This is a genomic window from Mesorhizobium sp. M2E.F.Ca.ET.219.01.1.1, from assembly GCF_004016445.2.
Taxonomy (GTDB): domain Bacteria; phylum Pseudomonadota; class Alphaproteobacteria; order Rhizobiales; family Rhizobiaceae; genus Mesorhizobium.
In genome coordinates, this window is sequence record NZ_SADT02000002.1 from 951,928 (window position 1) to 975,517 (window position 23,590).

Consider the following 23,590-nt stretch of genomic DNA (forward strand, 5'->3'; position numbering starts at 1 on the left):
GGCTACATCCGCGCCCTGGCCGAGGTCGGATCGTAAGGCGAATCCGCGACCACCTCGGCGACTTTCCAGTCACCGAGGATCGCGACGTCGAGCTTCGTGCCCGGCTTGGCAAAACGCTCGGGCAGCAGCGCCAGCGCCACGTCGTGCCCGAGCGTATAGCCATAACCGCCCGACGTGATGCGCCCGACCAGCTTGCCGTCGCTGTAGAGCCCCTCATTGGCAAGCGTGCTGGCGCCGTCAGTGTCGATCCTGAGCGTCACGGATCGCCGCTGGTCGCTGCGCTCCTTGTATTTCAGAACCGCGTCGCGCCCGACGAAATCGCCCTTGTCGAGGCGGATAAAGCGCTCCAATCCGCTCTCCAGCGCGTTGAGCTCGGGATTCATGTCGCGATACATGGCGCGATAGGATTTCTCGAGCCTGAGCGACTCCAGCGCATGCAACCCGATCAGCCGCATGCCGTGCTTCTCGCCTTCCCTCAGGATCGCGTCGAGCAACTGCCGCTGGTAGGGCAGGGGGTGGTACAGCTCCCAGCCGAGCTCGCCCTCATAGTTGACGCGCAGCAGCCGAACGTCGCTGGCGAGAGCCACGCTACCGGTCTTAACGCCGAACCACGGGAAGCTTTCGTTGGAGAGATCGATCTCGGTCAGCGGCTGCAACACTGCCCGCGCGTTCGGTCCGACGACCGTGAAACAGCCGCGGTCGTTGGTGACGTTCTTCAGGCTCACGCTGCCGTCGGCGGGAAGCAGCCTCGACAGGTCGTCGAAATTCCAGCGCTCGGCGCGCGGCGTCGAGATCAGGTAGAACGACTCTTCGCCAAGCCGCGCCACCATATATTCGGCCTGCACGCCGCCATTGGCCGTCAGATGATGCGCCAGCGTCACCTTGCCGACCGAAGGCAAGCGGTTGGCGATGACCCTGTCCAGCCAGGCGGCCGCGCCGCGTCCCGACACCTCGAACTTGGTCATCGGCGTCATCTCGACCAGGCCGACGGCGTTGCGCACCGCCAGCACTTCCTCGCCGACGAGATTGCCCTTGGGCGTCCAGCGCCAGCTATACTGGTCCTTGGCCTCGACCCCGTCGCGCGCGAACCAGTTCGGCATCTCCCAGCCATTGAGCACGCCCCAGACCGCACCCAGCTCCGTCAGCCTGTCATAGGAAGGCGCGGTCTTCTGCGGCCGCGCCGCGGGCATGTCCTGTCCGGGATATTTCTGCTCGGCATGCGTGCCCCACGCCTCGCGCACCTTCTGGCGCGTCCATTCCTTGTTGGCGTAGTCGCCGAAGCGGCGCGGGTCGAGATCGGACGTGTCGATACTGTTTGAGCCCTCGACGATCCGCTCCGACAGGTAGTAGCCGATCGTGCCGCCCCACAGGATACCGCCCGGCACGCCTTCGGCGAGCCAGACATTGGGCAGACCCCAGGCCGGTCCCATCAAGGGCAGCTCGTCGGCCGTCATCTGGAACGGTCCGCGCACATTGGCCTTGATGCCGACGCGCCCGAGCGCCGGCACCAGCCGCAAGGCCTGCTCCCAGTTCCACGACACCGCCTCGAAATCTTCCTCGAGCAGATCGGCGCCGAACCAGGCGGGAACGCCGTCCTCGGCGAACAGCTTCAGATGCTCGGTGCGCTCGTAAGGCCCGAACATCAGCCCATCGCCTTCCTCGCGCAGATACCCCTCAAACCCTTCATCGCGCAGGATCGGCATTTCGGGCCGGCCCGAGCGCTTGCGCTCCACCACCTCCGGCACCGCTTCGGTGATCCAGTACTGATGCAGGATCGGGATCGCCGGGATATCGAGGCCGAGCAACGCGCCGGTCTGGCGCGCGTAATTGCCGGTGGCGCAAATCACATGCTCGCAGGTGATGCTGCCCTGGTTGGTCTCGACCAGCCACTCGCCGCCCGGCGTCCGCCTGAAGCCGGTGACCTCGGTGTTGAGATAGACCTTGGCGCCGATATCCCGCGCGCCCTTCGCCATGGCATGCGTCACGTCCGCCGGCGCGATGTGGCCGTCATCGGGATGATAGAGCGCGCAGAGCATCTCCTTGTTGTCGAGCAGCGGCCAGAGCTTTCGCGCCTCGTCGGGCGTCAGCAATTGCGCCCGCATGCCTTGCACCTCGGCGACGCTCATATAGCTCTTGAACTCGTCGAGCCGGTCCCGCGAATTGGCGATGCGCAGCTGCCCGCATTTGTGCCAGCCGACCGGCTGCCCGGTCTCGGCCTCCAGCCCCTCATAGATCTCGATCGTCTTGTTGATCATCCGCCCGACATTGATGTTGCGGGCATAGGACGGGATCAGCCCCGCCGCGTGCCAGGTCGAGCCGGCGGTCAGCTGCGTGCGCTCCAGCAGCGCCACGTCGGTCCAGCCGCGCTTGGCCAGCCCGTAGAGAATTCCCGCACCGACGCACCCGCCGCCGACGATCACCACCCGCGCATGTGTCTGCATCAAACCACCAATTTTCGACCGAGCTGAGAAAGACCGCGATCGAAGCTACAGGCGGTGATTGGCGCTGTAACGTCTTCAAAAATTGGGGGTTACGATAAGCTGGATTTATGCAGCGGCCTGAGGGCCGGGCCGCGAGCGGCAGTCACTGGGCTTGCCCATCCTGCGCTGTCTCGTCCTTGAAGTCGACCTTCGTTCCCGGCTTGACCATAGCGGCAAGGTCTTCGGCGTCCCAGTTGGTCATCCGGATGCAGCCATGCGAGAAGGTGGTGCCGATCTTGCCCGGGTCGGGCGTGCCGTGGATGCCGTAGCTCTCGATCGAGAGGTCGATCCATACCGATCCGACGGGATTGTTGGGCCCCTTGGCGATGGTGAAGGGATGCCTGGTCTTCACCCCCTTGAAGGCGAATTTCGGATTGTAGTGATAGGTCGGATTGTGCACCACGCGCTTTACCTCGGCCGCGCCGCTCGGCGCCGGTTTCTCCTCGCTGCCGATCGAGGCCGGATAGACGGCAATCGCCTTGCCCGACGCATCTAGGGCGCGCACCTGGCGCGATGCCTTGTCGACCTCGACGCTGGCTATCTGTGAAGGCGGATCGCCGCGGCCGACATCGGGCACGACCAGGGTCGTGCCGGCCTTGTTGAACCCGGCTTTGGGATTGAGCATTCCCAGCAATTGTTCGCTGATATGGAACCGCTCGGCCAGCTTCTCGCGCGGGTTACGGTAGTCGAGGCGCTTGAGATGCGCCATGCTCTCCATGCGGGTGGGGATGCGCCTGGTGAAGGGGCCGCGCACATCCTTCGCGGTTGTCTCGTAACTCGTCATCACTGGACCGGAGAACGTTGCCGCGAGCCTGTCCCAGGTTTCCCGCGTGAGCTTGCCGTCGGAGGGCAGTCCGTTTGCCGCTTGGAAGGCCGCGACCGCCTTGGCGAAGTTCTGCGACGCGCGGCCGTCGATCAGGCCGGGCGAGAAGCGGGCGCGATCCAGAAGTACCTGCGCCTTGAGCAGCATGGGGCTGACGCCTTTGGGTTCGGCCTCGCTGAATTGCGCTTGATTGACGGCGTCGGGTTCCAGCCTCCCCGCCTGCGTGACGCCGCACGCAATGCAGAGCGCCACCGCGACGACAACAAGGAACCTGACCATCGACGTCACTCCGGAACCGCGACAAGGACCTGCCTATATGACGCGGCAGCCCCGATCTGGTTCCTATCCAGGGGCAACGTGAAGATCGTGCTTCGCTACCGGCGATCGCGGCCGAGAGCGAATGAGGCGGCGCTGGCCGCCGCCTCACTTACATCAGGCATGTTTTGGGTGAGCACTTTCAAGGACGGCGAGGGGAATGGCGCCATCCTCGATGAGGATGTCCTTCTTGCGCGCAAAGGCGACGAAAACGCCCCTCGCAGTTTCCGCATCAACATCCCCGGCGAGCGCGGCCCTGCAGGCACGGATGGCCGCCTTCTGCTCGGGGCTATTGCCGCACCAGTCGATGGCGAATTGATAGGCGTCCAAGACGGTGTTCAACTGACGCGGAAATCCCAGTCCCACCCAGACCCGGATTGGTTTTTCGAACGGTTTGGCGAACATTGCATACTCCATCTATCCGCGGCGATGCTAGGCGGTCAGCCCGCCGCCCTTGCGGCCTTTGCCGATCATCCAGGGCAGGGTGGTGCTCACGTCTTCATGGATTCTGGCGGATTTCGCGAAACCGCAAAATGCCTCTTTGGCGGCCGTCAGCGGAAAGCCGCTGTCGAAAGCCCGCTGGCAGGCGCGCAGCGCCGTTTCATAGATCGGCCCGCGCCGGTTCTTGGGCCATTCATAGAGGAATTCCAGGGCATCCTCGAGGCAAGCGATTTCCTGGATGAGGCTGTTTCCGCTCTTGACGAAAACAGGGCTGTCGAACATCCGATCGTTCATAAGATCCTCCAAGTCGAACGAACAATTTGAGTTTGATAGGGGCGGGGACCGCGGCGGTCTGCGCCCGACTTCGATATGGGTTTAAGGGTTTGAAGCGTCAAGGACTTGGCGATGCTCTCGTGCTCCATTTCTCAGGCCCAATGTTCGGCGCGCCGAGCAGTCGATCAGCCGGCATCCGAGCCGCCGGCCGCGGCCTTCTCACCGACTGGAATTGAGCTTTTGGATACGCCCCTTGTCCAGCCGGAAAACGCCGTCCGTGCCGCCTTGCTGCTCGAAGTCGGTTTGAAGCTCATCCCACGTGCCGAGATACGCACCGCACTCGGCGCAATGGATCGGTGTTGTGGGTTGGGCATCGGCTGGAATGTTCAAACGGATGACACCGCAAAACGGACACTCCAGTTTGTGATCCAGATACTGGGTGGTCATCACCGTTCAGCATCACGCAAACGGCCCGCCCGTGCAAGCCGGCGGATTTGGACGAGCCGCGGCCTTGTCCAGCGCCGCACTCCGCCGTTCACACGCGCCCTGACGTGGACGTTTGAACACGCGCCCTTATGATCCGGGCTTCTCGCAGGAGCGAGGGGCGGTCGCGTCCGATGGCCTTTATCAGCCTCCTGGCTTGCGCATCGGAGATGCCGGTTTTTTGCTTCAGCAGAATGACAAGCTGATTGTCGTCAATTCGGCCATGGGAACTGCCTTCGCCGGGTTCAGTCATATCAAGGATCCTCCTGCCAACCGAACTGGAAAGACGGTCGAAAGTTTCATCACGGTCTTGCTTAGCCTGGCCGCCACGCCGCGCGTTATCTGCCCAGCGGTCTTCGCGACAGCTCGGCCAGTTCCCGCTCGTCGGTAATCCCCGCAATGTAGTTCGCGATGATGCGCGCTGCCCGCCGCTCGCGCTGCTCCGCGGTTTCGTCGGCGCCGGCGCTAACTTCAAGGACGCGGCCAAGAAAGGTCACCTCGTCCGGCAGGAACGCGCCTTTCGACAGTCTCGTAGTCGGCATTGCCTCCTCCCTCGTGCCTTGAGCCCAAAGCATGACCGGACGGTGGACAGGTTCGTCACATGAAGACGCCGAACGGGCGTACCACCCCAACAATCTGGCACCTCCATCCTGCACGTTTGTAGATGATCCGCTCTAACCCAGGTGAATCGGCATCACGAAAGTCTTCGTGCCGAGCCTAAAGCTGCGTGTGCAGCTTGCTCGCGAGCCAATCGGTGACTTTCTCGGTCAGCGGGCGCGCCTGCCACTCCGCCAGGCTGATCTGCCTCGACCGTTTCAGGTCCTCGTTGAACAAGTCGATCTGCGTCTGCGCAAAATCCCTGCCGTACACGTTGAGGCTGGCTTCGTCATTCAGGCGCAACGAGCGCTCGTCCAGGTTGGTGGAGCCGAAGCTCGCCCAGACGTCGTCAACGATGAGCAGTTTGGGGTGATACATCGTCGGCTGAAACTCGTAGATGCGCACGCCCGCTTCGAGCAGTTCTCCCCAGAAGTGGCGCGAGCCCTTTCGCACGATGGGCACATCGGTCAGCGAATTGGGCACGATGACGTCGACGGCCACGCCTCTCTTCCTGGCGTCGAGTATCTGCTGCAGCGCGATTTCGTCCGGCACGAAATAGGCCATGCCGATACGCAGATGATCCTTGGCCGCGGCGATGGCAGCCAGCATCATCAACTCCATGTTCTCGGAGCCGTTCGGTTGCGATGAAAGGACCAACTGGGTGCTAAGCGCGCCTGCGGGTTCGGGTGGCGGATAGAACTTCTCTCCTTGCAGTGTTTCGCCTACTGTCTCCAGCCAGTTCTCGGCGAAGGCGGCCTGGAACGCGGCTACCGAAGGCCCTTCAATCCGATAATGGGTGTCACGCCACTCGTTCGGATTGCGCGCATCGCCCAGCCAGTTGTCGGCGATGCCGACCCCGCCTGTGAACGCAACGCGCCCGTCCACGATGAGCAGTTTGCGGTGGGTCCGATTGTTCACCCGGTCCAGCGTATACCAGTAGACGGGCCGGTAGCGCTGGAACCGCACACCGGCGCCCGTCATGATGTGAATGAGGTTCTCGTCGAAGGGCAGGCTGCCGAGCCAATCGACCAGCACTCGGACCTCGACGCCTTCGCGGGCTTTCGCGGCCAGGGCCGTGGCGAACTGATAGCCGACCGAGCCCGACCAATAAATGTAGGTTTCCATGTCGATGCTGGTTCGGGCCGTGCCGATCGCTTGCAGCATCGCAGGAAAAATGTCGTCGCCGTTGACGAGGGTTTGCACGGCGTTCTGCCCGGAGATCTGCCCTTGCGAATAGCTGCTCATGCTTTGCACGAATTGCGGATCCGCCGCCTCGAAACGGTGCGGAACGATCGTGCGGATGACACGCGGCTCCGGGGTCAGGTTTAGCGCGGCCAGCGTGACAATCGCGGCGGCGACGGCCACGGCGACATATTTGAGGATGTCGAGCCAATAGCCGGCCTTGCGCCCGGCAGCGAGTGTCTTGCTGGCCAGCAGCGCTCTAAAGCCCTGAGCCTTCACGTCTTTCGCCTGCGGTCAGTTTCTCCCAACAGCAAGAATGATCGACCGCGATTCAGGTTCCCGGCTGGGCCTGCGCAGGCTCCGACCGGCGCTTCGTCAGCCGATCCCCGGCCCACCGCTCTCCATCAACCGAGCGCTGCATCCTTTGCGACCGATTGGCGTTGAAGAAGATCATTCGAGGATGCTCTTGCATGATATCAAGCTGGAACAGCCCGTAGCCGAAGCCTCGCCGGAGGCCGACATGCTCGTGAACAAGACGGCGCATTTCGTGGAGGAATGGATCAATGAGCATAAGGCCGAACCTCGGGTCTCGATGCCGGCCGAGATAGTCGCCGCCGAATTGGCCGACCAATGTATCGCCGACGCCGAAAGCCAAGGCATAGAGCCTGACGAGATCAGTGAGGAAGTGGGCGACCTCAAGGAATACATCGCTGAGACCGTGCTGGAGGAACAACGCGACGGCAGCGGCGATGATCATGGATCAATTGCGCCTGCGCCGCCCGCTGCTGGAAACGGAGAGCCGAATGCCGAAATTCCGCTTTGAGTTTCTCGAATCCACGGCGCAGCCGCCGATCCAACTCGAGATGGAAAATCTCGAAACCGCGAAAGCCGAGGCCAAACGGGCTGCGAAGGAAGCCATGCTCGACGGCATTGCCGCGGGGTCGGACCCGACATCCTGGGTGACCAAGATCTACGATGAGGCCGGCTATCTGGTGACGACCATCGAATTCCAGGATCTGGTGTCGGAAGCACAGCGACCCGGTGAGACGGACGAGGCCGGTGAGCCTGGCGTGATGCGCTCAGGTTGAGACCTGGCAACCGGCAATGGCGATGGCTTCAGGCCGGCGGCTAGTCGTCGCTCTTGTAGGTTCTGGCGGCCTCCTCGATCTTGCGCCAATCGTTGCCGTAGCGCCGCACAAGTTCCCGCGCCTGCGCAGGTGACAGCCCCTGCGTCTCGACGACGTGCTTCACTTCCGTCTCTTCGCCCTTCAGCGGACGCGAGCGCGGCCGCTTGGTGTGTCTGGCCGTCTCTCCATTTCGTCTCGGCATGGATGTCCCTCTCTCGGATCGGTATCAACCGCCGAGCCGAAGGAAGGTTTCCTGAGGCCACGCGTCACCCGGGGCCTCTGCATCGGGCTCGCCGACAGGGGTGAGCCGCACCGACAGCGTCGCGCTCGAAGAGCTGCACACCGAGCTGCTCCGCGATCGGTGAAGTCGAATTCGTCGCCGGCCTGCGCCGGGCACCCGGCCCGGCGCAAGCTTCGATCCGCCACGTGCGTTGGTAAGGTAACGGTCAGGCCATCCTTGCCAGTATCTTGGCCATATCCGCCGTATCGAACGCCCTCAGGGTCTCGGTTCTGATGTTGCCCATCGATGCGATTGATAGGCCCAGCGCGGTCGCGGCAATGTCGTCCTCCGCTTCGGCAACCGCCACGACATCATGCTTGCCCAGAGTCCACAACAAGGTGTGGATCTTGACCCCGCTTTTGCTGGCCATCTCCTTGAAAGCCTCGGCACGCTTCTGGGTGTCCTTTATGGTCCTGATACCCTGGTCGGTGAAATTCGACAGCAATACGTAGTGAGCCATTGGTTTCCTCCCACAAGGGAAACGCGGGCGCTCACGGCGCGTCCGCCGTTCCCGGAACCACAATAACACGTGCCCACCTTATGAAGAAGCAGTTGCTAATATATCGGCGTGATCGTCGGCGCGGCCGGGACAGGCTGTTTCGGGCAGATGGGCCCTCATCTGCGGATCCGACCTCACCCCATCGCGGTCCACAAGGGCCAGGCCTCGCGTTCCGGACCTTCGCCGGTCAATGGCATTTCCGGCGCAAGGCTATATACATGACGCTCCAATGAGCAGCGCCTCCGCCTCGTCGAGGAATGCCATGCGAAGGGTTGTTGTCACCGCGATATGCCTTGCCGCCTCGACAGGCGTCGACGCCCATGACTGGTACCAGAACAAGGTCGATCCGGTAACGAACTTCAAATGCTGCGGTGGCACGGATTGCCGCCCGATACCGGAGTCCTCGGTGCAGTCCAGGACGGACGGCGGCTATGTATATCTGCCCGACGGCTTCAACATCCCGCGCGACCGCGTGCAGGAATCGCCCGACGGCCGATACCATATCTGCGAGAACAGATACGTCATCACCAACCAGCCCTATCTGCGCTGCTTCTTCGCGCCGCGGCTCAAGGTTTCGCGGCTGCTTCCGCGCTGACCACGAGCTCGTCAGCCCCGGTGCCGAAGCGCCTCTACGATCACCGCCATGGCCGGCGAGAGCTGGCGCCGGCTCGGGTAATAGAGGTGGTAGCCCGGGAAGGGCAGGCTCCAGTCGTCGAGCACGAGCTTGAGCCGGCCCTCGGCCAAGTGCTGGCTGACGAGGTCTTCCGGGACGTAGGCGATGCCGTAGCCGGCGAGCGCGGCGTCGACCATGGGGATGGTCGTGTTGAAGGTAAGCTGGCCGTCCACGCGAACCCTCAGCTCGCGGCCCTTCTTTTCGAATTCCCAGGCATAGAGGCCGCCGAACTTCGCCTGTCGCAGGCAGATACATTCGTGTCCGACTAGGTCCTGCGGTGTCTTGGGGACTGGGCGACGCAAAAAGTAATCCGGCGAGGCGACGGCCACCAGCCGCCAGTCCGGGCAGATGCGCACCGCGATCATGTCCTTATCGACGCTTTCGCCGAGCCGTACGCCGGCGTCGAAGCGCTCCTCGACGATGTTGCGCATGCCGTTGTCGCTGTAGAGCTCGACGTTGAGGTCGGGATAGTCGCGCAGCATCGGCTGCAGCTTCGGCCAAACGATCATTTGCAGCGCATGATCGGATAGTGTGATGCGCACAGTGCCGGAGGGCTTGTCACGAAAAGCCACGAGGCTCGAAAGGTCGGCCTCGATGCCTTCGAAACGCGGGAGTAGCGACTGGTAGAGCCGCTCGCCCGCTTCCGTCGGCGCCACGCTGCGCGTCGTGCGGGTCAGCAGCCGCACGCCGAGTCGCGCCTCCAATCGCTTGATGGTTTGGCTGAGCGTCGATTGCGATGTGCCGAGCTCGGCCGCCGCCCTGGTGAAGCTGCGCTCCCTGGCGACGGTCAGGAACCACAGTAAATCCTTCAGATCCTCGCGTTGCATGGCAATCTCGGCCGCTCGTTCAAGTTCTGGCGGTTCGTGGCCGCCGCTCGTCGATTCATATCAGAAATGAATAACTCCATGCAGATTGCAACGGCTAATCCGGATAGTGTCGGTGATTTATATAACCACCAGCGGATGACTGGAGGGTCTGACGGCGGGCAGCTTCACATAGAACGCGTCTGAGGACGCAAGGGAGATCACCATGGACATTCTTCGCGCAGGCACGAGACCTTCCGGCAAGGGGCCTTCGGACTGGTTCACCGGCACGGTGCGGATCGACCCGCTCTTCAATCCCTTCGACGCCGCGCGCGTCCAAGGCGCCCAGGTCACTTTCGAGCCCGCCGCCCGCACGGCATGGCACACGCATCCGCTGGGACAGACTCTGATCGTCGTCTCCGGGCTCGGCCGCGTTCAGCGCGAGGGCGGTCCGGTCGAGGAGATCCGGCCCGGCGACGTCGTCTGGTTCGCGCCTGGCGAAAAACACTGGCACGGCGCGTCCCCCGAAACCGCCATGACCCACATCGCCCTCCAGGAGGTCAAGGACGGCAAGGTGGTGGACTGGCTGGAACATGTCAGCGACGCCGACTACGGCGCCTGACCTTCTCGGAAACGAAAGGACAGCAAAATGCTCGCAACCGTTCTTCACGAGCCCGGCGACATCCGCTGCGAGGAAGTCGCCGATCCGAAAATCCTGCGCCCGACCGACGCGATCATAACGCTCTCGGCAAGCTGCATCTGCGGCTCGGATCTGTGGCCCTATCGCGGGCTGCAGCCGGTCGACGGGCCGATGCATATGGGTCACGAATATTGCGGCATCGTCGTCGAGGTGGGCGCAGAGGTGCGCAATGTCCGCCCCGGCCAATTCGTCGTCGGCTCCTTCTGCCTCTCCGACAACACCTGCCCGCATTGCCGCTTCGGCTTCCAGTCCTCCTGCGAGCAGCGCGAGTTCATGAGCGGCGCCCAGGCGCCCTATGCCCGAGTGCCGCTGGCGGACGGCACGCTGGTTGCGACCTCCGAGGTTCCGCCGGCCGAGCTTGTCCCTGACTTGCTGGCCGTGTCGGACGTGCTCGGCACCGGCTGGTACGCGGCGGATGCGGCCGAGGTCCGCGAAGGATCGACGGTGGTCGTTGTCGGCGATGGCGCCGTCGGCCTGATGGGCGTGCTCGCAGCCAAGGAGATGGGCGCCGAACGCATCATTGCCATGAGCCGCCATGCGAGCCGCCAAAAGCTTGCCCGCGAATTCGGCGCGACCGACATCGTGGCCGAACGCGGCGAGGAAGGCATTGCGCGCATCAAGGACCTCACAGGCGGCGTCGGCGCGGACTCGGTGCTGGAATGCGTCGGCACGGCCGAATCCTTCGACCAGGCGCTGGCCTGCTCGCGCCCCGGAGGCACCATCGGCTATGTCGGCGTACCGCATGGTGTGAGCCTCGACGGCCAGAAACTGTTCTTCGGCCAGAAGCGCATGCTGGGCGGCCCGGCGCCGGTGCGCCGCTTCCTGCCCGACCTGATGGACCGCGTGCTCCAAGGCAGGATCAAGCCCGGCAAGGTTTTTGACCTCAAGCTGCCGCTGGCCGAGGTCGCCGAAGGCTATCGCGCGATGGACGAGCGCCGCGCCGTCAAGGTCATGCTCGAGGTCTAGGCGCTTGCGATGGTCGCGATGGACACGGCGCGGAATGCAAGCGCAGCCATGGCGGGCCTGCTGCCGATCATGGCAGCGGTTTTCGCCGGATTCCTGCTGATCGGCCTGGCGCTGCCGGTCCTGCCGCTGCATCTTCACCAGGGGCTGGGCTTCGGACCCTTCGCCGTCGGGCTGGTGACGGGCAGCCAGTTCGTAGCCTCGCTTTTGTCGCGGATCGGCGCCGGAAACTACGCCGATGCGCGCGGCGGCAAGCGGGCGGTCGTCGTCGGCCTGATCGCCGCCGCCCTGGCCGGGTTCATCTATCTCGGATCGCTCGCATTGCTCGATCGACCAGCGGCGTCCGCGTCCATGCTGTTCGTTGGCCGGGCCGTACTGGGTGCGGCGGAAAGCTTCATCATCACGGGTGGTGTGGCCTGGGAATTGGCGCTGGCCGGCGGGCAGCACTCCGGCAAGGTCATCGCCTGGGTCGGCACTGCGATGTTCGCCGCTCTGGCGCTCGGGGCGCCCGTCGGGTCCGCGCTCTATGCGGCCGGAGGCTTCGCTGCGATTGCTTTCGCCACCATCGTCCTGCCATTTGCAACGCTCCTCGCCACGCTGCCGATGCACGGTGTCGGGCCGGCTGGCGCAACGGCTCGGCAATCCTGGACGAGCGTCGCGCAAGCCGTCTGGCTTCCCGGCGTGGGGGCGGCTCTCAGCAGCCTCGGCTATGGCGCGATCCTGTCCTTCGCGGCACTGCTCTTTTCCGAGCGCGGCTGGCATCCCGTCTGGCTTCCGTTCACGGCCTACGCGGCATCGCTGATTGCGGCGCGGCTCTGTTTCGGCCAGTTGCCCGACAGGCTTGGAGGCGCTCGAGTTGCCGCAATCTTCGTGGCCGTCGAAGCGGTGGGTCTGCTGTTGATCTGGTCGGCGCCCGGACCGCTGGTTGCCACCCTAGGCGCAGGCCTGACGGGTCTCGGATATTCGCTTGTCTATCCCGGTCTCGGCGCCGAGGCCCTGAGCCATCTTCCGTCAGGCAGCCGCGGCCTTGCCATGGGGCTCTACACAGTCTTCCTCGATGTGGCGCTCGGCTTCGGCAGTCCGGTGCTCGGTCTGGTCGCAGCGTCGGCAGGGCTGCAATTCGTCTTCCTCGCTGTCGCTGCTGCTGCGGTTCCGGCCTTGGCCATCGCGCTCCTGCTTCGGCGCAAGTCATCCGCCGTACGGAGAGTGTAGCCGGCGAGCTGCCGCCGCTCCGCCGTGCTGGTGGTCAGAAGCCAGCCAGCTTCAGCGCCGTGGCACCTCGGCCCACAGCTTCTTGGCAAATCCGCGCTTGTCCAGCGCCCACGCCGAGCCGTTCACCACCGCCTTGCCACTGGCGCACTTGTAGGAATAGACGGCGTCGTGGCCTGTCGCGAAGGCCGGCACGACGTCGGCGTTCGCGATGGTCTTGCAGAATTCGTCCGCGCCGGGATTGTCGCGCGCGGCATTCATCCTGGCGCAGGGCAGGTTGGCGCCGACGAAGCAGGCCAGCACCTTGCCGTTCATGCAGCGATAGTTGGCCTGGGTCTGCAGCTCCTGCTCCTGCGGTGCATTCTTGGCGTCGGGAAAGAGCTTTTTGAACGCCTTGACCGTGCCGCCGTAGAGTTCGTGCGAATAGGGGCGGATGGTGTCGTCGTTCTTCACCTGGCGGCAGAAGCCGTAGAGATCCTGCGCCGCGGCAGCCGGCGCCGGCGCGGCGCTGGCGGCCGCGACGGCGACAAAGGCCGAAAGCAGCGATGCGGCAAAAAAGCCGATTGTCGCGGTCATCATGACCTCCTCGGTTGACCGGAGCAAAACGCGCGGGAAACCGTTAGACCCGATGATTGAGGTTGCAGGAGTGGCAAGCATGGCGCAACTGGTCAAAAAGCAGGAGCCTCTCACCTTTCGCTTCGCCGATGACGGGCTGGTGCCCAACCATCCGCGCTGGCCCATGCTTGTCTATCCCGGCGCGGTGCCGCTACCGGACGACGTCGACCCGGCGGCCGTCTTCGAGGATATTTTCGGCGCGAATGGCTGGGGCGACAGCTGGCGCGACGGCATCTACGGCTTCGTCCACTATCACTCGCGCATTCATGAGGTTCTAGGCATCGCGCGCGGCTCCGCCGAGGTGCGCTTCGGCGGCGACAAGGGCAAGGTGATCGAGGTCAAGCCGGGCGACGTGGCGGTCCTGCCGGCCGGCACGGGCCACCAGCGCCTGTCCGCCTCCGCGGATCTGCTCGTGGTCGGCGCCTATCCGCCCTTCGGCACATACGATCTGTGCCGGAGCCCGGAGCAGCATGCCGAGGCGCTGCGCACGATCCCGGAGGTCCGCCGTCCCGACAAGGACCCGATCCATGGCAGCGACGGGCCGTTGCTGAAAGCATGGAGCGAAGGCTGAAATGGCAAGGATCATCGCCATCGAGCATCTGACGCTGGACGGTGTGTTCCAGGCGCCGGCGCGGGCGGACGAAGACACGCGCAATGGTTTTGCGCATGGCGGCTGGAGCAATCCGGGCAATGATCCCAAGATGCAGGAGGTCATCGGCCGCGCCATGGCCGGCGGCTGGTCGCTGCTCGCCGGCCGCACGACCTATGAGGATCTATACGAAGCCTGGGCTGTCCGACAGCCGGCCAGTCCGATGACCAGGGCGCTGACCGGCGCGCGGAAATTCGTCGCCTCGCATGACGGCGGCTATGAGCCGCGCTGGGAGAATTCGACGCTGCTTGCCGGCGATGCCGCAGAGGCAGTGCGCAAGCTCAAGCAAGGCCTTGACAAGACGCTGGTCATGTTCGGCAGCGGCAAGCTGCTGCGCGCGCTGATGCGGCACGGGCTTGTCGACGAGCTGGTGCTGATGGTCCACCCCCTGGTGCTTGGGGAAGGCTCGCGCCTTTTCGAGCCGGGACAGGCGCCTGCGGCGCTGAAGCTGTCGGACCAAGTCTCGACCGCGACGGGCGTGGCGATCCTCAGCTACGCATTCGACGGCAACACGGCGGTGGGGGAGTAGAAACCATGCCGCGGCCCTACGGATAATGCTCCTTCTTCGGCGCGTAGATTGCCGGATCGAAATCCAGTTCCTTCGGCAGCTTCTGGCTCGAGCACTGCAGATGCATCTGGCGGGCGAGCAGCCGTCGCTGCTGCCGCTCATGCTCCTTCACCGCCGCCACCATCCCCATGCTGTAAGGCCCAAGCAGCACGCCAAAACCCCAGCCGGGATGGTCCTTCTCGCGCTGCGCGTAGTTAGCGGCAGCGGCGCGGGCCTGCTGGCATCCCGGCGATGCCCATTTCGGATCCTGCTGCGACAGCGAGGCGCCGTAGTCGGCCGGAGAGGACACGCATCCAGCCACACCCGCGCAGAGCGCGGCGATCACCACATTTCTCATCCTTGAGTCCCCGCTAATTTAGGCCGGAGAGACCACAGAATGCTTCTTCGCACAAGCGAGATGGCGGCAAAAGGCGGATGGAGGCCTGGAAGCCGCCATCGCCGTCCTTCAGCATGTTCAGAATCTTTCCGAGACCCCGTTCCGTTTTCTCCCGCCGTTTCGTCCTTCGTTCATTCCGCAACGAAAAGGAGAGCCGCAATGGCTGGAATGGTCGTCATCTACAAGCAGCCAACCGACGCGCAGGCGTTCGACAAGCACTATTTCGAGACGCACATTCCGCTGGCCAAGAAGATACCGCGCTTGAGGAAATACGAGGTCAGCCAAGGGCCGATCACGGTGCTGGCCGGACCGTCCGACGTCTACCTGATCGGGACGCTTCATTTCGACGATCTCGACGCCATGAAGGAGGGTTTCGCGAGCCCGGAGGGAAAAGCGGCCGGCGCGGATCGTCGGCTTTACGCGCCTGATGAGTCAGGCGTCCAGATTTTCCTTTTCGACAGCCGGGAGGTCTAGAACCGGCGATGGGGTGATCCGTCCGCGGCTCGCCTGTCGAGAAAGGTCTCGTCCGCAGCCTGTTCGACATTGAATGTGATCGGCTTCAGCCTTTGCGCCGGCTGCGCTTCATCGGCGCTGGATTATCCGCAGGCGGCCCTTCCGGCCGGTTTTCCATAGCCTTGCGCGCCAGCGCTTCGGCTGCCAGCGGGTCTGGTTGGCCGGCCGGTATCGTTACCGCCCCGGGCAACGCGGCGCCTGGCTGCTCGCCCAGCCCCTTGTCCTCGCGCTCGATTTCTTCGCAAGCCCGATGCCAGTGTTCCTCGTGTTGGCCATCCGCTTCGCCGCTGCGTTGCCAGATTTCATAGGCGCGGCGTTGGATGCGTTCATATTTGTCATTCGCCATCGTCCGTTCCTCCGATATCTGTCTCGAAACGCGCGCTCGCCGCGAATGATCCATCACGCGGGAACGGAAACGGATATGGCTCCGCTCAGAATTTCCGGCTGAGATAGGCCGATCCGCCAAGCCCGAACCGCCACTCGAGTTCCACCGCCTTGGTCAGGCCGATCCGGCGGCCGCTGACGATCGCGGCCGGATCGGTCCGCGACGGGGCAAATTCGAATGGCGGCGCGGTGAGCGGCAGCCGATTGTGCGAGCCGTCGATGCCCAGCGCCTGGCAGAGCTTGCCGGGACCGGAGCAGAGCAGCCGCTCGTCATCTATGCCGCGCCGGCCGCGCATCTCGGTGATGCCGGATTGCGGCTGGATCGCGCGGATCAGCACGGCGCTGCCCGGCAGGCACACCGCGTTCAGGCACCAGTGCAGGCCGTAGGAACGATACACATAGGCCGTGCCGGGCGCGCCATACATCGGCGCATTGCGCGGCGTGCGGCCGCGATAGGCGTGCGAGGCGGGATCGTCGGGCCGGTAGGCCTCGGTCTCGACGATGATGCCGCCGACACCGGAGAGCGCAAGCGTGGCGCCGATCAGCGCGCGGGCGACTACCAGCGCATCGCGAGCGAAGAAGTCGCGATCAGGCGGCATGGCGGCCCGCGCTGGTCAGATAGGCCATGATCATCCTGCCGGCGCGCTGCCGTGATCGCCTTGTTCGTGTTGATAGCGGCTGTGATGATGCTGAAACCGGACCTAGTGTGGCTGGCGCAACAACATCCATCGCGCTTCTTGCTGGCTCTAGCAGACAATCACCTCTAGGTAGTCGGGTGAAGCGAGGCTGAACATGAGTGCGTCGCGCGTGATGATCGGGACCCTTCTCACGCGCGCCGTCGCGATCAGATAGCAATCACCTGGGTCCTTGTGGCCGGTATCGGTTATTACAGCAGCTGCCTCGCAGGCAATACGCTGCTTGATGGGGACAATCTTCGCTCCTGTGGCAGCCACCGCCGCCGAGAACCACTTCGACGGGGTTCCCGTGCCGAGATTCGGCGGGTCCTTATGCGCAGGCTTGCGGGAGGCGATCGTCAATTCCCATGCCGTGATCGGTGACACGTAAAGCGTTCCGGAGGATTGGCCATCGGCAATCGCGACAAGGGCTTCTTCGGAAAGCGTGCCGGCTGCCGTCACCAGCCAATAAAGTGTATGGGTGTCGAGCAGGGCGCCTGGCAAACGTCAGTTCTTGGCGGTCGGTTTACGGACCTTGTCCGAGTCGTCTTTGAGTGCTTGCTCTGCTATCGGCTTTGTAAGATCCAGGCCTTTCTTCAGCGGCAATTGCGACGCCTTCAAGGAGTCTGCGCCGCGCACCTCCACGAAGCGACCGCTGCGTGAATCACGCACCGCCCATTTGCCTGTTGCTTCCTGTTTGATCTGCGCTTTGGTCATAAGCTGAATATAACGACAAATTGCCCATGATGCGAGCTTTCGATGCGCGGTGGCCGCTCCTTGGCTGCCTTGGCGCTCACCCCAGCAAATTGCGCGCCGCGCGCATGAAGATCCGCGAGCCGATCGGGATCAGATCGTCGGGGAAATCATAGTCGGGATTGTGCAGCGATGGATGGTGCTCGCCGGCGCCGAGGAAGAACATCGCCGATTTGGCGCTGTGGCCGAAAATGCCGAAATCCTCCGAGGCGCGCATCGGCAGCGCCGCCTCGCTGCGTAAAACGCCTTCCTCGTCGAGCGCGCGGTTGAGATGCTCGATCGCGTCCGGCGCGTTGACGCTGGCGACGAAGATCTCGTGATAGTCGAAGCGCATCGAGAGGCCGTGCTTGGCCGCGATCTTCGCGGCAAGCGCCTCCGCGGCGGCGACGAGTTCGGCCATGCGCTCGTCGCGCCTTGTGCGCAGCGTCGCCCACACTTCCGCATAGCCCGGCGCGATGCCGAACACTGCTTCGCCCATCGAGCAATGGGTGACGGTCACCATGCTGAAATCGTCGTCCGCGAAAGTGCCGCGCCCGAGCGCGGGCAGCGCCGGCATCAATTCGCTGACGGCCGGCATCGGCGAGATGCCGGTCTCGGGCATCGAGGAATGCGTGGTCTTGCCTTCGAGCGCGATGCGCATGCCGCGCGAGGCGCAGTTGACGGTGCCGGCCTTGAGCCGCGCCTCGCCGAACGGCACGCCCGGCAGGTTGTGCAGCGAAAAGGCGAAATCCGGCGCGATCTCGGCAAAACGCGGATCGGCGACGACGCCGGCCGCGCCATTGCCGGTTTCCTCGGCCGGTTGAAACATCAGCACCACGCGGCCGCGCGCCGGGCGGTCGCGCCCGAATTGGCGGCCAAGCGCTGCCAGGATCGCGGTGTGCCCGTCATGTCCGCACATATGCGACTTGCCCGGCACCTGCGAGGAATGCTCGACGCCCGAAAGCTCCTCGATCGGCAGCGCGTCGAGCTCGGAGCGGAACAGCACCGTCGGCCCGGCCTGGCCGCTGTCATAGACCGCCGCCACGCCGTGCCCCCCAAGCCCCGTCAGCACCTTGTCCGGCCCGGTATCGGCGAGGAAGGCGACCACTTCCTTCGCCGTCTTCTCCTCCTCGTTCGAAATCTCCGGCTGCCGGTGCAGCTTGCGGCGCCATTCGGTCAACTCGATGAGGTCGCGGTTGGTCAGGGTCATGGGTTGGGGGCTCCGCTAGGCGTTTCGGCTCACACAAACACGATAGGGTTTTTCTCGCGCCGTGCCATGCCGATCAATTCCAATAGGCCATTGGCGAATTCGCTGATGTCTGTGTGTCGACTCGCTCGCCTTCATTCCCCGATTGGATGGCGGGCATAATGGTCGTGGATTCGCTTAGCCTCATGGACGCTCAGACGCGCATCTTGTTACGCTGCGGAAATATCCCCTAACCGCCGGAATCCTTAACACGATTTTCATCCCGCTCGCCTAACCACGTTAAGCATGGCAAAGCATGACGACCGGCTGGTTGCAGGCCCCTCTTCGGAGGGGCGGAGCGAGGCGGTGGAAGCCGGCATCCTGCGCGACCAGCTTGGCGATCTGAGCAAATGCGTCTTCATCTCGATGCCTGTCGGCACGGTGCTCTCTGCGCTGATCCTGGTGGTGCAACTGATCTCCGGCGGCGGCCTTGCCGTGGTGCTCTGGTTTGTCGCGGTCGCCCTGATCAACGGCGCGCGCCTGGTGCTGGCGCTCGCCCAGTCCGACGCGGCCGACGACAGGCCGCAGGCGGTCCGCGCCCGGCTTTCCCTCTATGGCCTGCTGGCCCTCGCTTCGGGCATCGCCTGGTCGTTTCTGGCGCTGCTCAGCGACGGATACGCCACGGCTGAGGCGCCGCTCTACCTGATCATGCTGGCTGGCGCTTCCGCCGGGTCGGTCACCTACGGCACTTCCTACGCGCCGGCCTCGATCAACTTCATCACCTTGCCGCTGCTCATCGCCGCCGGCTGCGTGCTGGCGCATGGCAGCGTCGCCAATTACGTGCTTGCCTTCACCATCGCGATGTTTTTCGCCGGCATGGTCAGGAGCGCGCTGATCGGACAATCCCGCTTCCGCGAGACGAGCCGCCTCAAATATGAGGCGCGGGAGTTCGCTGCCGAGATGGAACGCAACTCCAGGCGCGATCCGCTGACGAATCTGCTCAACCGCTACGGGCTGGAGCAGGCGATCGGCGAGCTCGGTCCTTCCGACGGCCCGTTCGTGGCCATGCTGATCGACCTCGACGGCTTCAAATCCGTCAACGACACCTACGGCCACAACATCGGCGACGACCTTTTGGTCAAGGTGGCGCGCCGGATCGAGGACCACGCGCCGCAAGGCGCTACGATCGCGCGTATCGGCGGCGACGAGTTCGTGCTGCTTTTCTCCGCCGGCAGATCCTCGCGGCCGGCCGGCGAGCTTGCATCCGCCATCATCGCGGCCATCGCCAATCCGGACCCGGAGCTGAATTCGGTGCGCGTCGGCGCTTCGATCGGCGTCTACCAGGCGGAAAAGCCGCGCCTGACCGAGATGCTGCTCAAGGCCGACTTCGCGCTCTATGCCGCCAAGCGCGGCGGCAGGAACGAATATTACCTGTTCGACGCCGGGCTGGATGCCGCGCTGGAGCGCAAGAACTGCATCGAGCGCGATCTGCGTGGAGCTATTGAAAGCGGCGCTCTTTGCTCCTGGTATCAGCCCTTGGTGCGGCTCGACACCGGTGCGGTCGTCGGCTTCGAGGCGCTGCTGCGCTGGCACCACGAGGTCCACGGCGCCATCTCGCCGCCCGAGATCGTCACCGCCGCGCGCGAGACCGGCCTGCTTTCGCTGCTGACCGAGACGGTATTCTTGAATTGCTGTGCCATGATCGGCGAGCTGATGCGGCAGGGACGCCCGGATGTTCGCGTCGCCATGAACCTCTCGCCGCGCGAGCTTGAGGCCGGCAATGTCGACGACATGATCCTCGATGGGCTGAAGGCGAAGGATGTGCCGGCCGCGATGCTCGAGATCGAGATCACCGAAGAGGCGCCGGTCGATCGCGCCCGGGTCGACGAGAAGGTCGAGCGCCTTGCCGATGCCGGCATATCGATCGTCCTCGACGATTTCGGCACCGGCTTCTCGACCCTGGTGTCGCTGAAGGACAGCCGCATCCGCAAGATCAAGATCGACAAGGATTTCGTGCGCGACCTGGCGAAATCCGTCGAGGACCAGGCCGTGGTCGAGGCGGTGATCGGCCTTGGCCGCACGCTCGGCATCGAGGTGATGGCCGAGGGCGTCGAGACCGACGCCGACCGCATGATCCTGCGCTCGCTGGGCTGCATGATAGCGCAAGGTTATCTGTTTTCGGCGGCACTCCCGATGCGCGACGCGCTCGCCTTCGACGCGGAGGGCGCCGAGGTTATTTCGAGCCGCTTCGCAATCCCCGCAGCGGCACCGCGGCGTGAGCAGGCGCCGCGAAAGGGCAGGGTGGCGACATAGCGGGCACCCTGGGGCAATCGCATATGGCAGCGCTGCCCCCTCTCCGTCTCGGCGCTGCGCGCCGAGCCACCTCTCCCCACATTCGCCTACGGCATGCACACATCTTCGGTGACGGGCGTAACTGATCGACCTGGGGCTTGATTGCCAGGTGGTTCCCCCAATCCGTCGCTGCTTCGCAGCGCCACCTTTCCCCCCTCCGGAGGGAAAGGAAAGGAGCCCTGCTGGACGAGCGTCGACAGCAAAAAGCTTGGCGCCTTTCCTCTACCCCGTCGATCGGGGGAGAGGTGGCTCGGAGCCGAGACGGAGTGGGGGTCGACCAGCACTGCGTTGGACAATGCTTGCGCTTCCTCGCCCCCGCCAAAGGCGGGTGTCTCGGCGAAGCCGAGACGGAGAGGGGGAGCGCCCTATGCGGTTGGCCTGGGCGGGCGGCATGAAACCTTTTGATTTTTGGGCCGTTGTCGCGCGATGCCCCCGGCCAAGCGCAAACCGAAACCGGACGACAGTGCCATTGAGCGCGGTGAAAGCAAGCCGCGCCCGGCGTCGCGTGCCAATGCCCCGCGCCCCGAAAAGCCGCGCCAGCCGAAACCGCGCGGCGCTGTGAAGCCGCGCGCGGATAAGCCAGCGGAAGACGAACCAGGAGACCGGCTGAAAGGCAACAAATCGCTGCGAGACAAGCCACCGGCCGGCGGGAGCCCGCCGGAGGAAAAGGCACCCGCCGACGCGGCACCCGAGACCATCGGCCATGCCGGGTCGCCGCCGCCCGAGGCCGCCGAGCCCAGCCCTCAGCTTTCGCCGGAAGAGGCCCAGCGGGCGCGCAAGAAGTATCTTCTGCGGCGCTTCTGGATCAGCGGGCGCGGCTATTGGGGTTTGCGCGCAGACAGGCTCGCCTGGCCGCTGACGATCGGGTTATTCACGCTCATCTGCGTCAATGTCGGTTTTCAGTACGGCATCAACCGCTGGAACCGCGCCATCTTCGACGCCATCGAGCAGCGCGACGCCCACACCGTCTATTGGCTCAGCGCCATCTTCCTGCCGCTGGTCGCCGGCAGCATCAGCCTGGTGGTCGCGCAGGTTTACGTCCGCATGACCATGCAGCGGCGCTGGCGCTCCTGGCTGACCACGGCTGTCATCCAGCGCTGGCTTGCCAGCGGCCGCTACTACCAGCTCAACCTGGTCAAGGGCGACCACGCCAATCCCGAGGCGCGCCTGACCGAGGATCTCAGGATCGCCACGGAATCGCCTGTCGATTTCGTCGCCGGCGTGCTCAACGCCTTCCTGTCGGCCTCGACCTTCATTGTCGTCTTGTGGACCATTGGCGGCGCGCTGAGTTTTTCGCTGGGCGGCTCGGTCATCACCGTGCCCGGCTTCCTCGTCGTCACCGCCGTCATCTATGCCGCGATCACCTCGACCTCGATGTTCTTCATCGGCCGCCATTTCGTTGAGCTTTCCGAGCAGAAGAACCAGACGGAAGCCGAGTTCCGCTACGTGCTGACGCGCGTGCGCGAGAACGGCGAGAGCATCGCGCTGCTGGGCGGCGAGGAGGAGGAGAACGCCGGCATCTTCCGCTCCTTCGCCGCCGTGCTCGGCCGCTGGGCGCGACTCACCGGCCAGCACATGCGCACCACGCTCGTCTCGCAGGGCTCCAGCCTGTTCGCGCCGGTCGTGCCGGTGCTTTTATGCGCGCCGAAATTCCTTGACGGCTCGATGAGCCTTGGACAGGTCATGCAGGCGGCCTCCGCTTTCGCCCTCGTGCAAGGCGCGTTCGGCTGGCTGGTCGACAATTATCCCCGGCTTGCCGACTGGAACGCCTCGGCCCGCCGCATCGCCTCGCTGATGATGTCGCTCGACGGGCTGGAGCGGGCCGAAGAGAACGACCGGCTGGGCCGCATCCAGCGCGGCGAGACCGAGGACGGTGCCATGCTCAGCCTCAGAAATCTTTCCGTGACGCTCGACGACGGTACCTCCGTGGTCAAGGAGACCGAGGTGGAGATCCAGCCCGGCGAGCGCGTGCTCGTCTCCGGCGAATCCGGCACCGGCAAGTCGACGCTGGTGCGCGCCATTGCGGGCCTGTGGCCCTGGGGCAGCGGCAGCGTCGATTTCCACCCGGGCAAGCGGCTCTTCATGCTGCCGCAGCGCCCCTACATTCCGTCCGGCACGCTGCGCCGTGCCACCTGCTATCCGGCCGCCGCCGACAATTGGAAGACGAAGGAGATCGCTGCTGCCCTCGACAAGGTCGGTCTTGGCTATCTGAAGGACCGGCTGGAGGAGGAGGCGCCGTGGGACCAGACGCTGTCGGGCGGCGAAAAGCAGCGCCTTGCCTTCGCCCGCCTCCTGCTGCACGCGCCCGACATCGTCGTGCTCGACGAGGCGACCTCGGCGCTGGACGAGAAGAGCCAGGACAAGATGATGCAGACGGTGATCAAGGAACTGCCCACGGTCACCATCATCAGCGTCGCCCACCGCGCCGAGCTGGAAGCGTTTCATACGCGCAAGATCACGCTGGAGCGGCGCGAGGGTGGGGCGCGACTGGTGAGTGATGTCGAGCTGGTGTCGAGGAAGAAGAAGCGCGGCTTGATCCAGCGGGCGCTGTGGGGAAGTGGATCGAACGGCGGCAAGGGGTAGGGCAGCGCTGCCCGATGCGATTGTCCACGATTGGCCCGCCAAGCTCGCCGACGCTGAACGCACCGTTGAGCGGTTCACCGTTTCCATGAAACGAAGAACCACCTAGAGTC

General features: G+C 64.4%; 29 protein-coding genes. 11 read left to right on the top strand and 18 right to left on the bottom strand.

Annotated elements, in window-relative coordinates; genetic code table 11:
- Positions 1–2 precede the first annotated feature (2 nt).
- The 8 genes from EN862_RS15145 to EN862_RS15180 form a co-directional block, all read right to left on the bottom strand.
- Positions 3–2,441: an FAD-dependent oxidoreductase gene (locus tag EN862_RS15145; protein WP_127865107.1), complete on the bottom strand. Its 2,439-nt coding sequence runs from the start codon at positions 2,439–2,441 to the stop codon at positions 3–5.
- Between the two features lie 142 nt (positions 2,442–2,583).
- Complete coding sequence (locus EN862_RS15150) at positions 2,584–3,582, bottom strand: L,D-transpeptidase (RefSeq protein ID WP_127865108.1); 999 nt, start codon at positions 3,580–3,582, stop codon at positions 2,584–2,586.
- A 153-nt stretch (positions 3,583–3,735) separates the two neighbouring features.
- On the bottom strand, positions 3,736–4,023 hold the full coding sequence (locus EN862_RS15155) for a DUF982 domain-containing protein (RefSeq protein ID WP_127865109.1): 288 nt from the start codon (positions 4,021–4,023) through the stop codon (positions 3,736–3,738).
- Positions 4,024–4,050: 27 nt separating this feature from the next.
- Complete coding sequence (locus EN862_RS15160; protein WP_127865110.1) at positions 4,051–4,353, bottom strand: DUF982 domain-containing protein; 303 nt, start codon at positions 4,351–4,353, stop codon at positions 4,051–4,053.
- Between the two features lie 198 nt (positions 4,354–4,551).
- Positions 4,552–4,779 carry a hypothetical protein gene (locus EN862_RS15165; RefSeq protein ID WP_127865111.1) on the bottom strand — a complete coding sequence of 76 codons (228 nt, stop codon included), beginning with the start codon at positions 4,777–4,779 and terminating at the stop codon, positions 4,552–4,554.
- Positions 4,780–4,867: 88 nt separating this feature from the next.
- A complete protein-coding gene (locus tag EN862_RS15170; RefSeq protein WP_127865112.1) occupies positions 4,868–5,068 on the bottom strand; it encodes a hypothetical protein in 201 nt (66 codons plus the stop codon).
- A gap of 85 nt (positions 5,069–5,153) precedes the next feature.
- Complete coding sequence (locus EN862_RS15175) at positions 5,154–5,357, bottom strand: hypothetical protein (protein WP_245519587.1); 204 nt, start codon at positions 5,355–5,357, stop codon at positions 5,154–5,156.
- 175 nt (positions 5,358–5,532) lie between these two features.
- Positions 5,533–6,873 (bottom strand): phospholipase D-like domain-containing protein, encoded by a 1,341-nt coding sequence (locus EN862_RS15180; RefSeq protein ID WP_127865113.1) that lies wholly within the window; start codon positions 6,871–6,873, stop codon positions 5,533–5,535.
- A 37-nt stretch (positions 6,874–6,910) separates the two neighbouring features.
- On the opposite strand from EN862_RS15180, the gene EN862_RS15185 reads away from it, so the two are divergent.
- Both EN862_RS15185 and EN862_RS15190 read left to right on the top strand, forming a co-directional pair.
- Positions 6,911–7,417, top strand: coding sequence for a DUF768 domain-containing protein (locus tag EN862_RS15185; protein ID WP_127865114.1), 507 nt, complete (start codon positions 6,911–6,913; stop codon positions 7,415–7,417).
- Positions 7,398–7,682 carry a hypothetical protein gene (locus tag EN862_RS15190; protein WP_127865115.1) on the top strand — a complete coding sequence of 95 codons (285 nt, stop codon included), beginning with the start codon at positions 7,398–7,400 and terminating at the stop codon, positions 7,680–7,682. The genes EN862_RS15185 and EN862_RS15190 overlap by 20 nt, the downstream gene beginning before the upstream one ends.
- A 40-nt stretch (positions 7,683–7,722) precedes the next feature.
- Here EN862_RS15190 and EN862_RS15195 read toward each other — a convergent pair whose 3' ends face one another.
- Together EN862_RS15195 and EN862_RS15200 are read right to left on the bottom strand one after the other, a co-directional pair.
- Entirely contained in the window at positions 7,723–7,923 is a 201-nt protein-coding gene (locus tag EN862_RS15195) for a hypothetical protein (protein WP_127865116.1), read from the bottom strand.
- Between the two features lie 244 nt (positions 7,924–8,167).
- Complete coding sequence (locus tag EN862_RS15200; protein ID WP_126061615.1) at positions 8,168–8,461, bottom strand: GYD domain-containing protein; 294 nt, start codon at positions 8,459–8,461, stop codon at positions 8,168–8,170.
- A 301-nt stretch (positions 8,462–8,762) separates the two neighbouring features.
- Between EN862_RS15200 and EN862_RS15205 the strand changes: the two genes are divergently transcribed.
- Positions 8,763–9,095: a hypothetical protein gene (locus EN862_RS15205; protein WP_127865117.1), complete on the top strand. Its 333-nt coding sequence runs from the start codon at positions 8,763–8,765 to the stop codon at positions 9,093–9,095.
- A gap of 11 nt (positions 9,096–9,106) precedes the next feature.
- Here EN862_RS15205 and EN862_RS15210 read toward each other — a convergent pair whose 3' ends face one another.
- Positions 9,107–10,000 (bottom strand): LysR family transcriptional regulator, encoded by an 894-nt coding sequence (locus EN862_RS15210; protein WP_127865118.1) that lies wholly within the window; start codon positions 9,998–10,000, stop codon positions 9,107–9,109.
- Positions 10,001–10,202: 202 nt separating this feature from the next.
- On the opposite strand from EN862_RS15210, the gene EN862_RS15215 reads away from it, so the two are divergent.
- From EN862_RS15215 to EN862_RS15225, 3 genes are read left to right on the top strand one after another with little or no spacing between them, the layout of a single operon-like run.
- The gene (locus tag EN862_RS15215; protein WP_127865119.1) at positions 10,203–10,598 is read left to right on the top strand and encodes a cupin domain-containing protein; all 396 of its coding nucleotides are present in this window, start codon (positions 10,203–10,205) and stop codon (positions 10,596–10,598) included.
- Between the two features lie 27 nt (positions 10,599–10,625).
- Positions 10,626–11,642, top strand: coding sequence for a zinc-dependent alcohol dehydrogenase family protein (locus EN862_RS15220; RefSeq protein WP_127865120.1), 1,017 nt, complete (start codon positions 10,626–10,628; stop codon positions 11,640–11,642).
- Positions 11,643–11,651: 9 nt separating this feature from the next.
- A complete protein-coding gene (locus EN862_RS15225; RefSeq protein WP_127865121.1) occupies positions 11,652–12,851 on the top strand; it encodes an arabinose transporter in 1,200 nt (399 codons plus the stop codon).
- Between the two features lie 51 nt (positions 12,852–12,902).
- On the opposite strand, the gene EN862_RS15230 is transcribed toward EN862_RS15225, so the two are convergent.
- Positions 12,903–13,424: a hypothetical protein gene (locus tag EN862_RS15230; RefSeq protein ID WP_127877114.1), complete on the bottom strand. Its 522-nt coding sequence runs from the start codon at positions 13,422–13,424 to the stop codon at positions 12,903–12,905.
- Between the two features lie 79 nt (positions 13,425–13,503).
- Between EN862_RS15230 and EN862_RS15235 the strand changes: the two genes are divergently transcribed.
- Both EN862_RS15235 and EN862_RS15240 read left to right on the top strand, forming a co-directional pair.
- On the top strand, positions 13,504–14,034 hold the full coding sequence (locus EN862_RS15235; RefSeq protein WP_127865123.1) for a cupin: 531 nt from the start codon (positions 13,504–13,506) through the stop codon (positions 14,032–14,034).
- A 1-nt stretch (position 14,035) separates the two neighbouring features.
- Positions 14,036–14,641 (top strand): dihydrofolate reductase family protein, encoded by a 606-nt coding sequence (locus tag EN862_RS15240; protein WP_127865124.1) that lies wholly within the window; start codon positions 14,036–14,038, stop codon positions 14,639–14,641.
- Positions 14,642–14,657: 16 nt separating this feature from the next.
- Here the strand turns inward: EN862_RS15240 and EN862_RS15245 are convergent, their stop codons facing one another.
- Positions 14,658–15,017, bottom strand: coding sequence for a hypothetical protein (locus tag EN862_RS15245; protein WP_127865125.1), 360 nt, complete (start codon positions 15,015–15,017; stop codon positions 14,658–14,660).
- A gap of 198 nt (positions 15,018–15,215) precedes the next feature.
- Here EN862_RS15245 and EN862_RS15250 point away from each other — a divergent pair, with 198 nt between their 5' ends.
- Entirely contained in the window at positions 15,216–15,530 is a 315-nt protein-coding gene (locus EN862_RS15250) for an EthD family reductase (RefSeq protein WP_127865126.1), read from the top strand.
- Positions 15,531–15,615: 85 nt separating this feature from the next.
- Here the strand turns inward: EN862_RS15250 and EN862_RS15255 are convergent, their stop codons facing one another.
- From EN862_RS15255 to EN862_RS15275, 5 genes are all read right to left on the bottom strand, one after another.
- Positions 15,616–15,915 (bottom strand): DUF2934 domain-containing protein, encoded by a 300-nt coding sequence (locus EN862_RS15255; protein WP_189401160.1) that lies wholly within the window; start codon positions 15,913–15,915, stop codon positions 15,616–15,618.
- An 85-nt stretch (positions 15,916–16,000) separates the two neighbouring features.
- Positions 16,001–16,552 (bottom strand): DNA-3-methyladenine glycosylase, encoded by a 552-nt coding sequence (locus EN862_RS15260; RefSeq protein WP_127865128.1) that lies wholly within the window; start codon positions 16,550–16,552, stop codon positions 16,001–16,003.
- Between the two features lie 147 nt (positions 16,553–16,699).
- Complete coding sequence (locus EN862_RS15265) at positions 16,700–17,131, bottom strand: type II toxin-antitoxin system VapC family toxin (protein ID WP_127865129.1); 432 nt, start codon at positions 17,129–17,131, stop codon at positions 16,700–16,702.
- Between the two features lie 3 nt (positions 17,132–17,134).
- The gene (locus tag EN862_RS15270; protein WP_127865130.1) at positions 17,135–17,344 is read right to left on the bottom strand and encodes a hypothetical protein; all 210 of its coding nucleotides are present in this window, start codon (positions 17,342–17,344) and stop codon (positions 17,135–17,137) included.
- A 76-nt stretch (positions 17,345–17,420) separates the two neighbouring features.
- The gene (locus tag EN862_RS15275; protein ID WP_127865131.1) at positions 17,421–18,569 is read right to left on the bottom strand and encodes an amidohydrolase; all 1,149 of its coding nucleotides are present in this window, start codon (positions 18,567–18,569) and stop codon (positions 17,421–17,423) included.
- 282 nt (positions 18,570–18,851) lie between these two features.
- Here EN862_RS15275 and EN862_RS15280 point away from each other — a divergent pair, with 282 nt between their 5' ends.
- Together EN862_RS15280 and EN862_RS15285 are read left to right on the top strand one after the other, a co-directional pair.
- Positions 18,852–20,858 carry a GGDEF domain-containing phosphodiesterase gene (locus EN862_RS15280; RefSeq protein ID WP_127865132.1) on the top strand — a complete coding sequence of 669 codons (2,007 nt, stop codon included), beginning with the start codon at positions 18,852–18,854 and terminating at the stop codon, positions 20,856–20,858.
- A 465-nt stretch (positions 20,859–21,323) separates the two neighbouring features.
- Complete coding sequence (locus tag EN862_RS15285) at positions 21,324–23,480, top strand: ABC transporter ATP-binding protein/permease (protein WP_245519588.1); 2,157 nt, start codon at positions 21,324–21,326, stop codon at positions 23,478–23,480.
- Positions 23,481–23,590 lie beyond the last annotated feature (110 nt).

Coding starts and splice junctions, on each gene's coding strand:
- EN862_RS15145 (WP_127865107.1), bottom strand. CDS start 2,441: ATGCAGACACATGCGCGGGTGGTGATCGTCGGCGGCGGGTGCGTCGGT.
- EN862_RS15150 (WP_127865108.1), bottom strand. CDS start 3,582: ATGGTCAGGTTCCTTGTTGTCGTCGCGGTGGCGCTCTGCATTGCGTGC.
- EN862_RS15155 (WP_127865109.1), bottom strand. CDS start 4,023: ATGTTCGCCAAACCGTTCGAAAAACCAATCCGGGTCTGGGTGGGACTG.
- EN862_RS15160 (WP_127865110.1), bottom strand. CDS start 4,353: ATGAACGATCGGATGTTCGACAGCCCTGTTTTCGTCAAGAGCGGAAAC.
- EN862_RS15165 (WP_127865111.1), bottom strand. CDS start 4,779: ATGACCACCCAGTATCTGGATCACAAACTGGAGTGTCCGTTTTGCGGT.
- EN862_RS15170 (WP_127865112.1), bottom strand. CDS start 5,068: ATGACTGAACCCGGCGAAGGCAGTTCCCATGGCCGAATTGACGACAAT.
- EN862_RS15175 (WP_245519587.1), bottom strand. CDS start 5,357: ATGCCGACTACGAGACTGTCGAAAGGCGCGTTCCTGCCGGACGAGGTG.
- EN862_RS15185 (WP_127865114.1), top strand. CDS start 6,911: ATGATCGACCGCGATTCAGGTTCCCGGCTGGGCCTGCGCAGGCTCCGA.
- EN862_RS15190 (WP_127865115.1), top strand. CDS start 7,398: ATGCCGAAATTCCGCTTTGAGTTTCTCGAATCCACGGCGCAGCCGCCG.
- EN862_RS15195 (WP_127865116.1), bottom strand. CDS start 7,923: ATGCCGAGACGAAATGGAGAGACGGCCAGACACACCAAGCGGCCGCGC.
- EN862_RS15200 (WP_126061615.1), bottom strand. CDS start 8,461: ATGGCTCACTACGTATTGCTGTCGAATTTCACCGACCAGGGTATCAGG.
- EN862_RS15205 (WP_127865117.1), top strand. CDS start 8,763: ATGCGAAGGGTTGTTGTCACCGCGATATGCCTTGCCGCCTCGACAGGC.
- EN862_RS15210 (WP_127865118.1), bottom strand. CDS start 10,000: ATGCAACGCGAGGATCTGAAGGATTTACTGTGGTTCCTGACCGTCGCC.
- EN862_RS15215 (WP_127865119.1), top strand. CDS start 10,203: ATGGACATTCTTCGCGCAGGCACGAGACCTTCCGGCAAGGGGCCTTCG.
- EN862_RS15220 (WP_127865120.1), top strand. CDS start 10,626: ATGCTCGCAACCGTTCTTCACGAGCCCGGCGACATCCGCTGCGAGGAA.
- EN862_RS15225 (WP_127865121.1), top strand. CDS start 11,652: ATGGTCGCGATGGACACGGCGCGGAATGCAAGCGCAGCCATGGCGGGC.
- EN862_RS15230 (WP_127877114.1), bottom strand. CDS start 13,424: ATGACCGCGACAATCGGCTTTTTTGCCGCATCGCTGCTTTCGGCCTTT.
- EN862_RS15235 (WP_127865123.1), top strand. CDS start 13,504: ATGGCGCAACTGGTCAAAAAGCAGGAGCCTCTCACCTTTCGCTTCGCC.
- EN862_RS15240 (WP_127865124.1), top strand. CDS start 14,036: ATGGCAAGGATCATCGCCATCGAGCATCTGACGCTGGACGGTGTGTTC.
- EN862_RS15245 (WP_127865125.1), bottom strand. CDS start 15,017: ATGAGAAATGTGGTGATCGCCGCGCTCTGCGCGGGTGTGGCTGGATGC.
- EN862_RS15250 (WP_127865126.1), top strand. CDS start 15,216: ATGGCTGGAATGGTCGTCATCTACAAGCAGCCAACCGACGCGCAGGCG.
- EN862_RS15255 (WP_189401160.1), bottom strand. CDS start 15,915: ATGGCGAATGACAAATATGAACGCATCCAACGCCGCGCCTATGAAATC.
- EN862_RS15260 (WP_127865128.1), bottom strand. CDS start 16,552: ATGCCGCCTGATCGCGACTTCTTCGCTCGCGATGCGCTGGTAGTCGCC.
- EN862_RS15270 (WP_127865130.1), bottom strand. CDS start 17,344: ATGACCAAAGCGCAGATCAAACAGGAAGCAACAGGCAAATGGGCGGTG.
- EN862_RS15275 (WP_127865131.1), bottom strand. CDS start 18,569: ATGACCCTGACCAACCGCGACCTCATCGAGTTGACCGAATGGCGCCGC.
- EN862_RS15280 (WP_127865132.1), top strand. CDS start 18,852: ATGGCAAAGCATGACGACCGGCTGGTTGCAGGCCCCTCTTCGGAGGGG.
- EN862_RS15285 (WP_245519588.1), top strand. CDS start 21,324: ATGCCCCCGGCCAAGCGCAAACCGAAACCGGACGACAGTGCCATTGAG.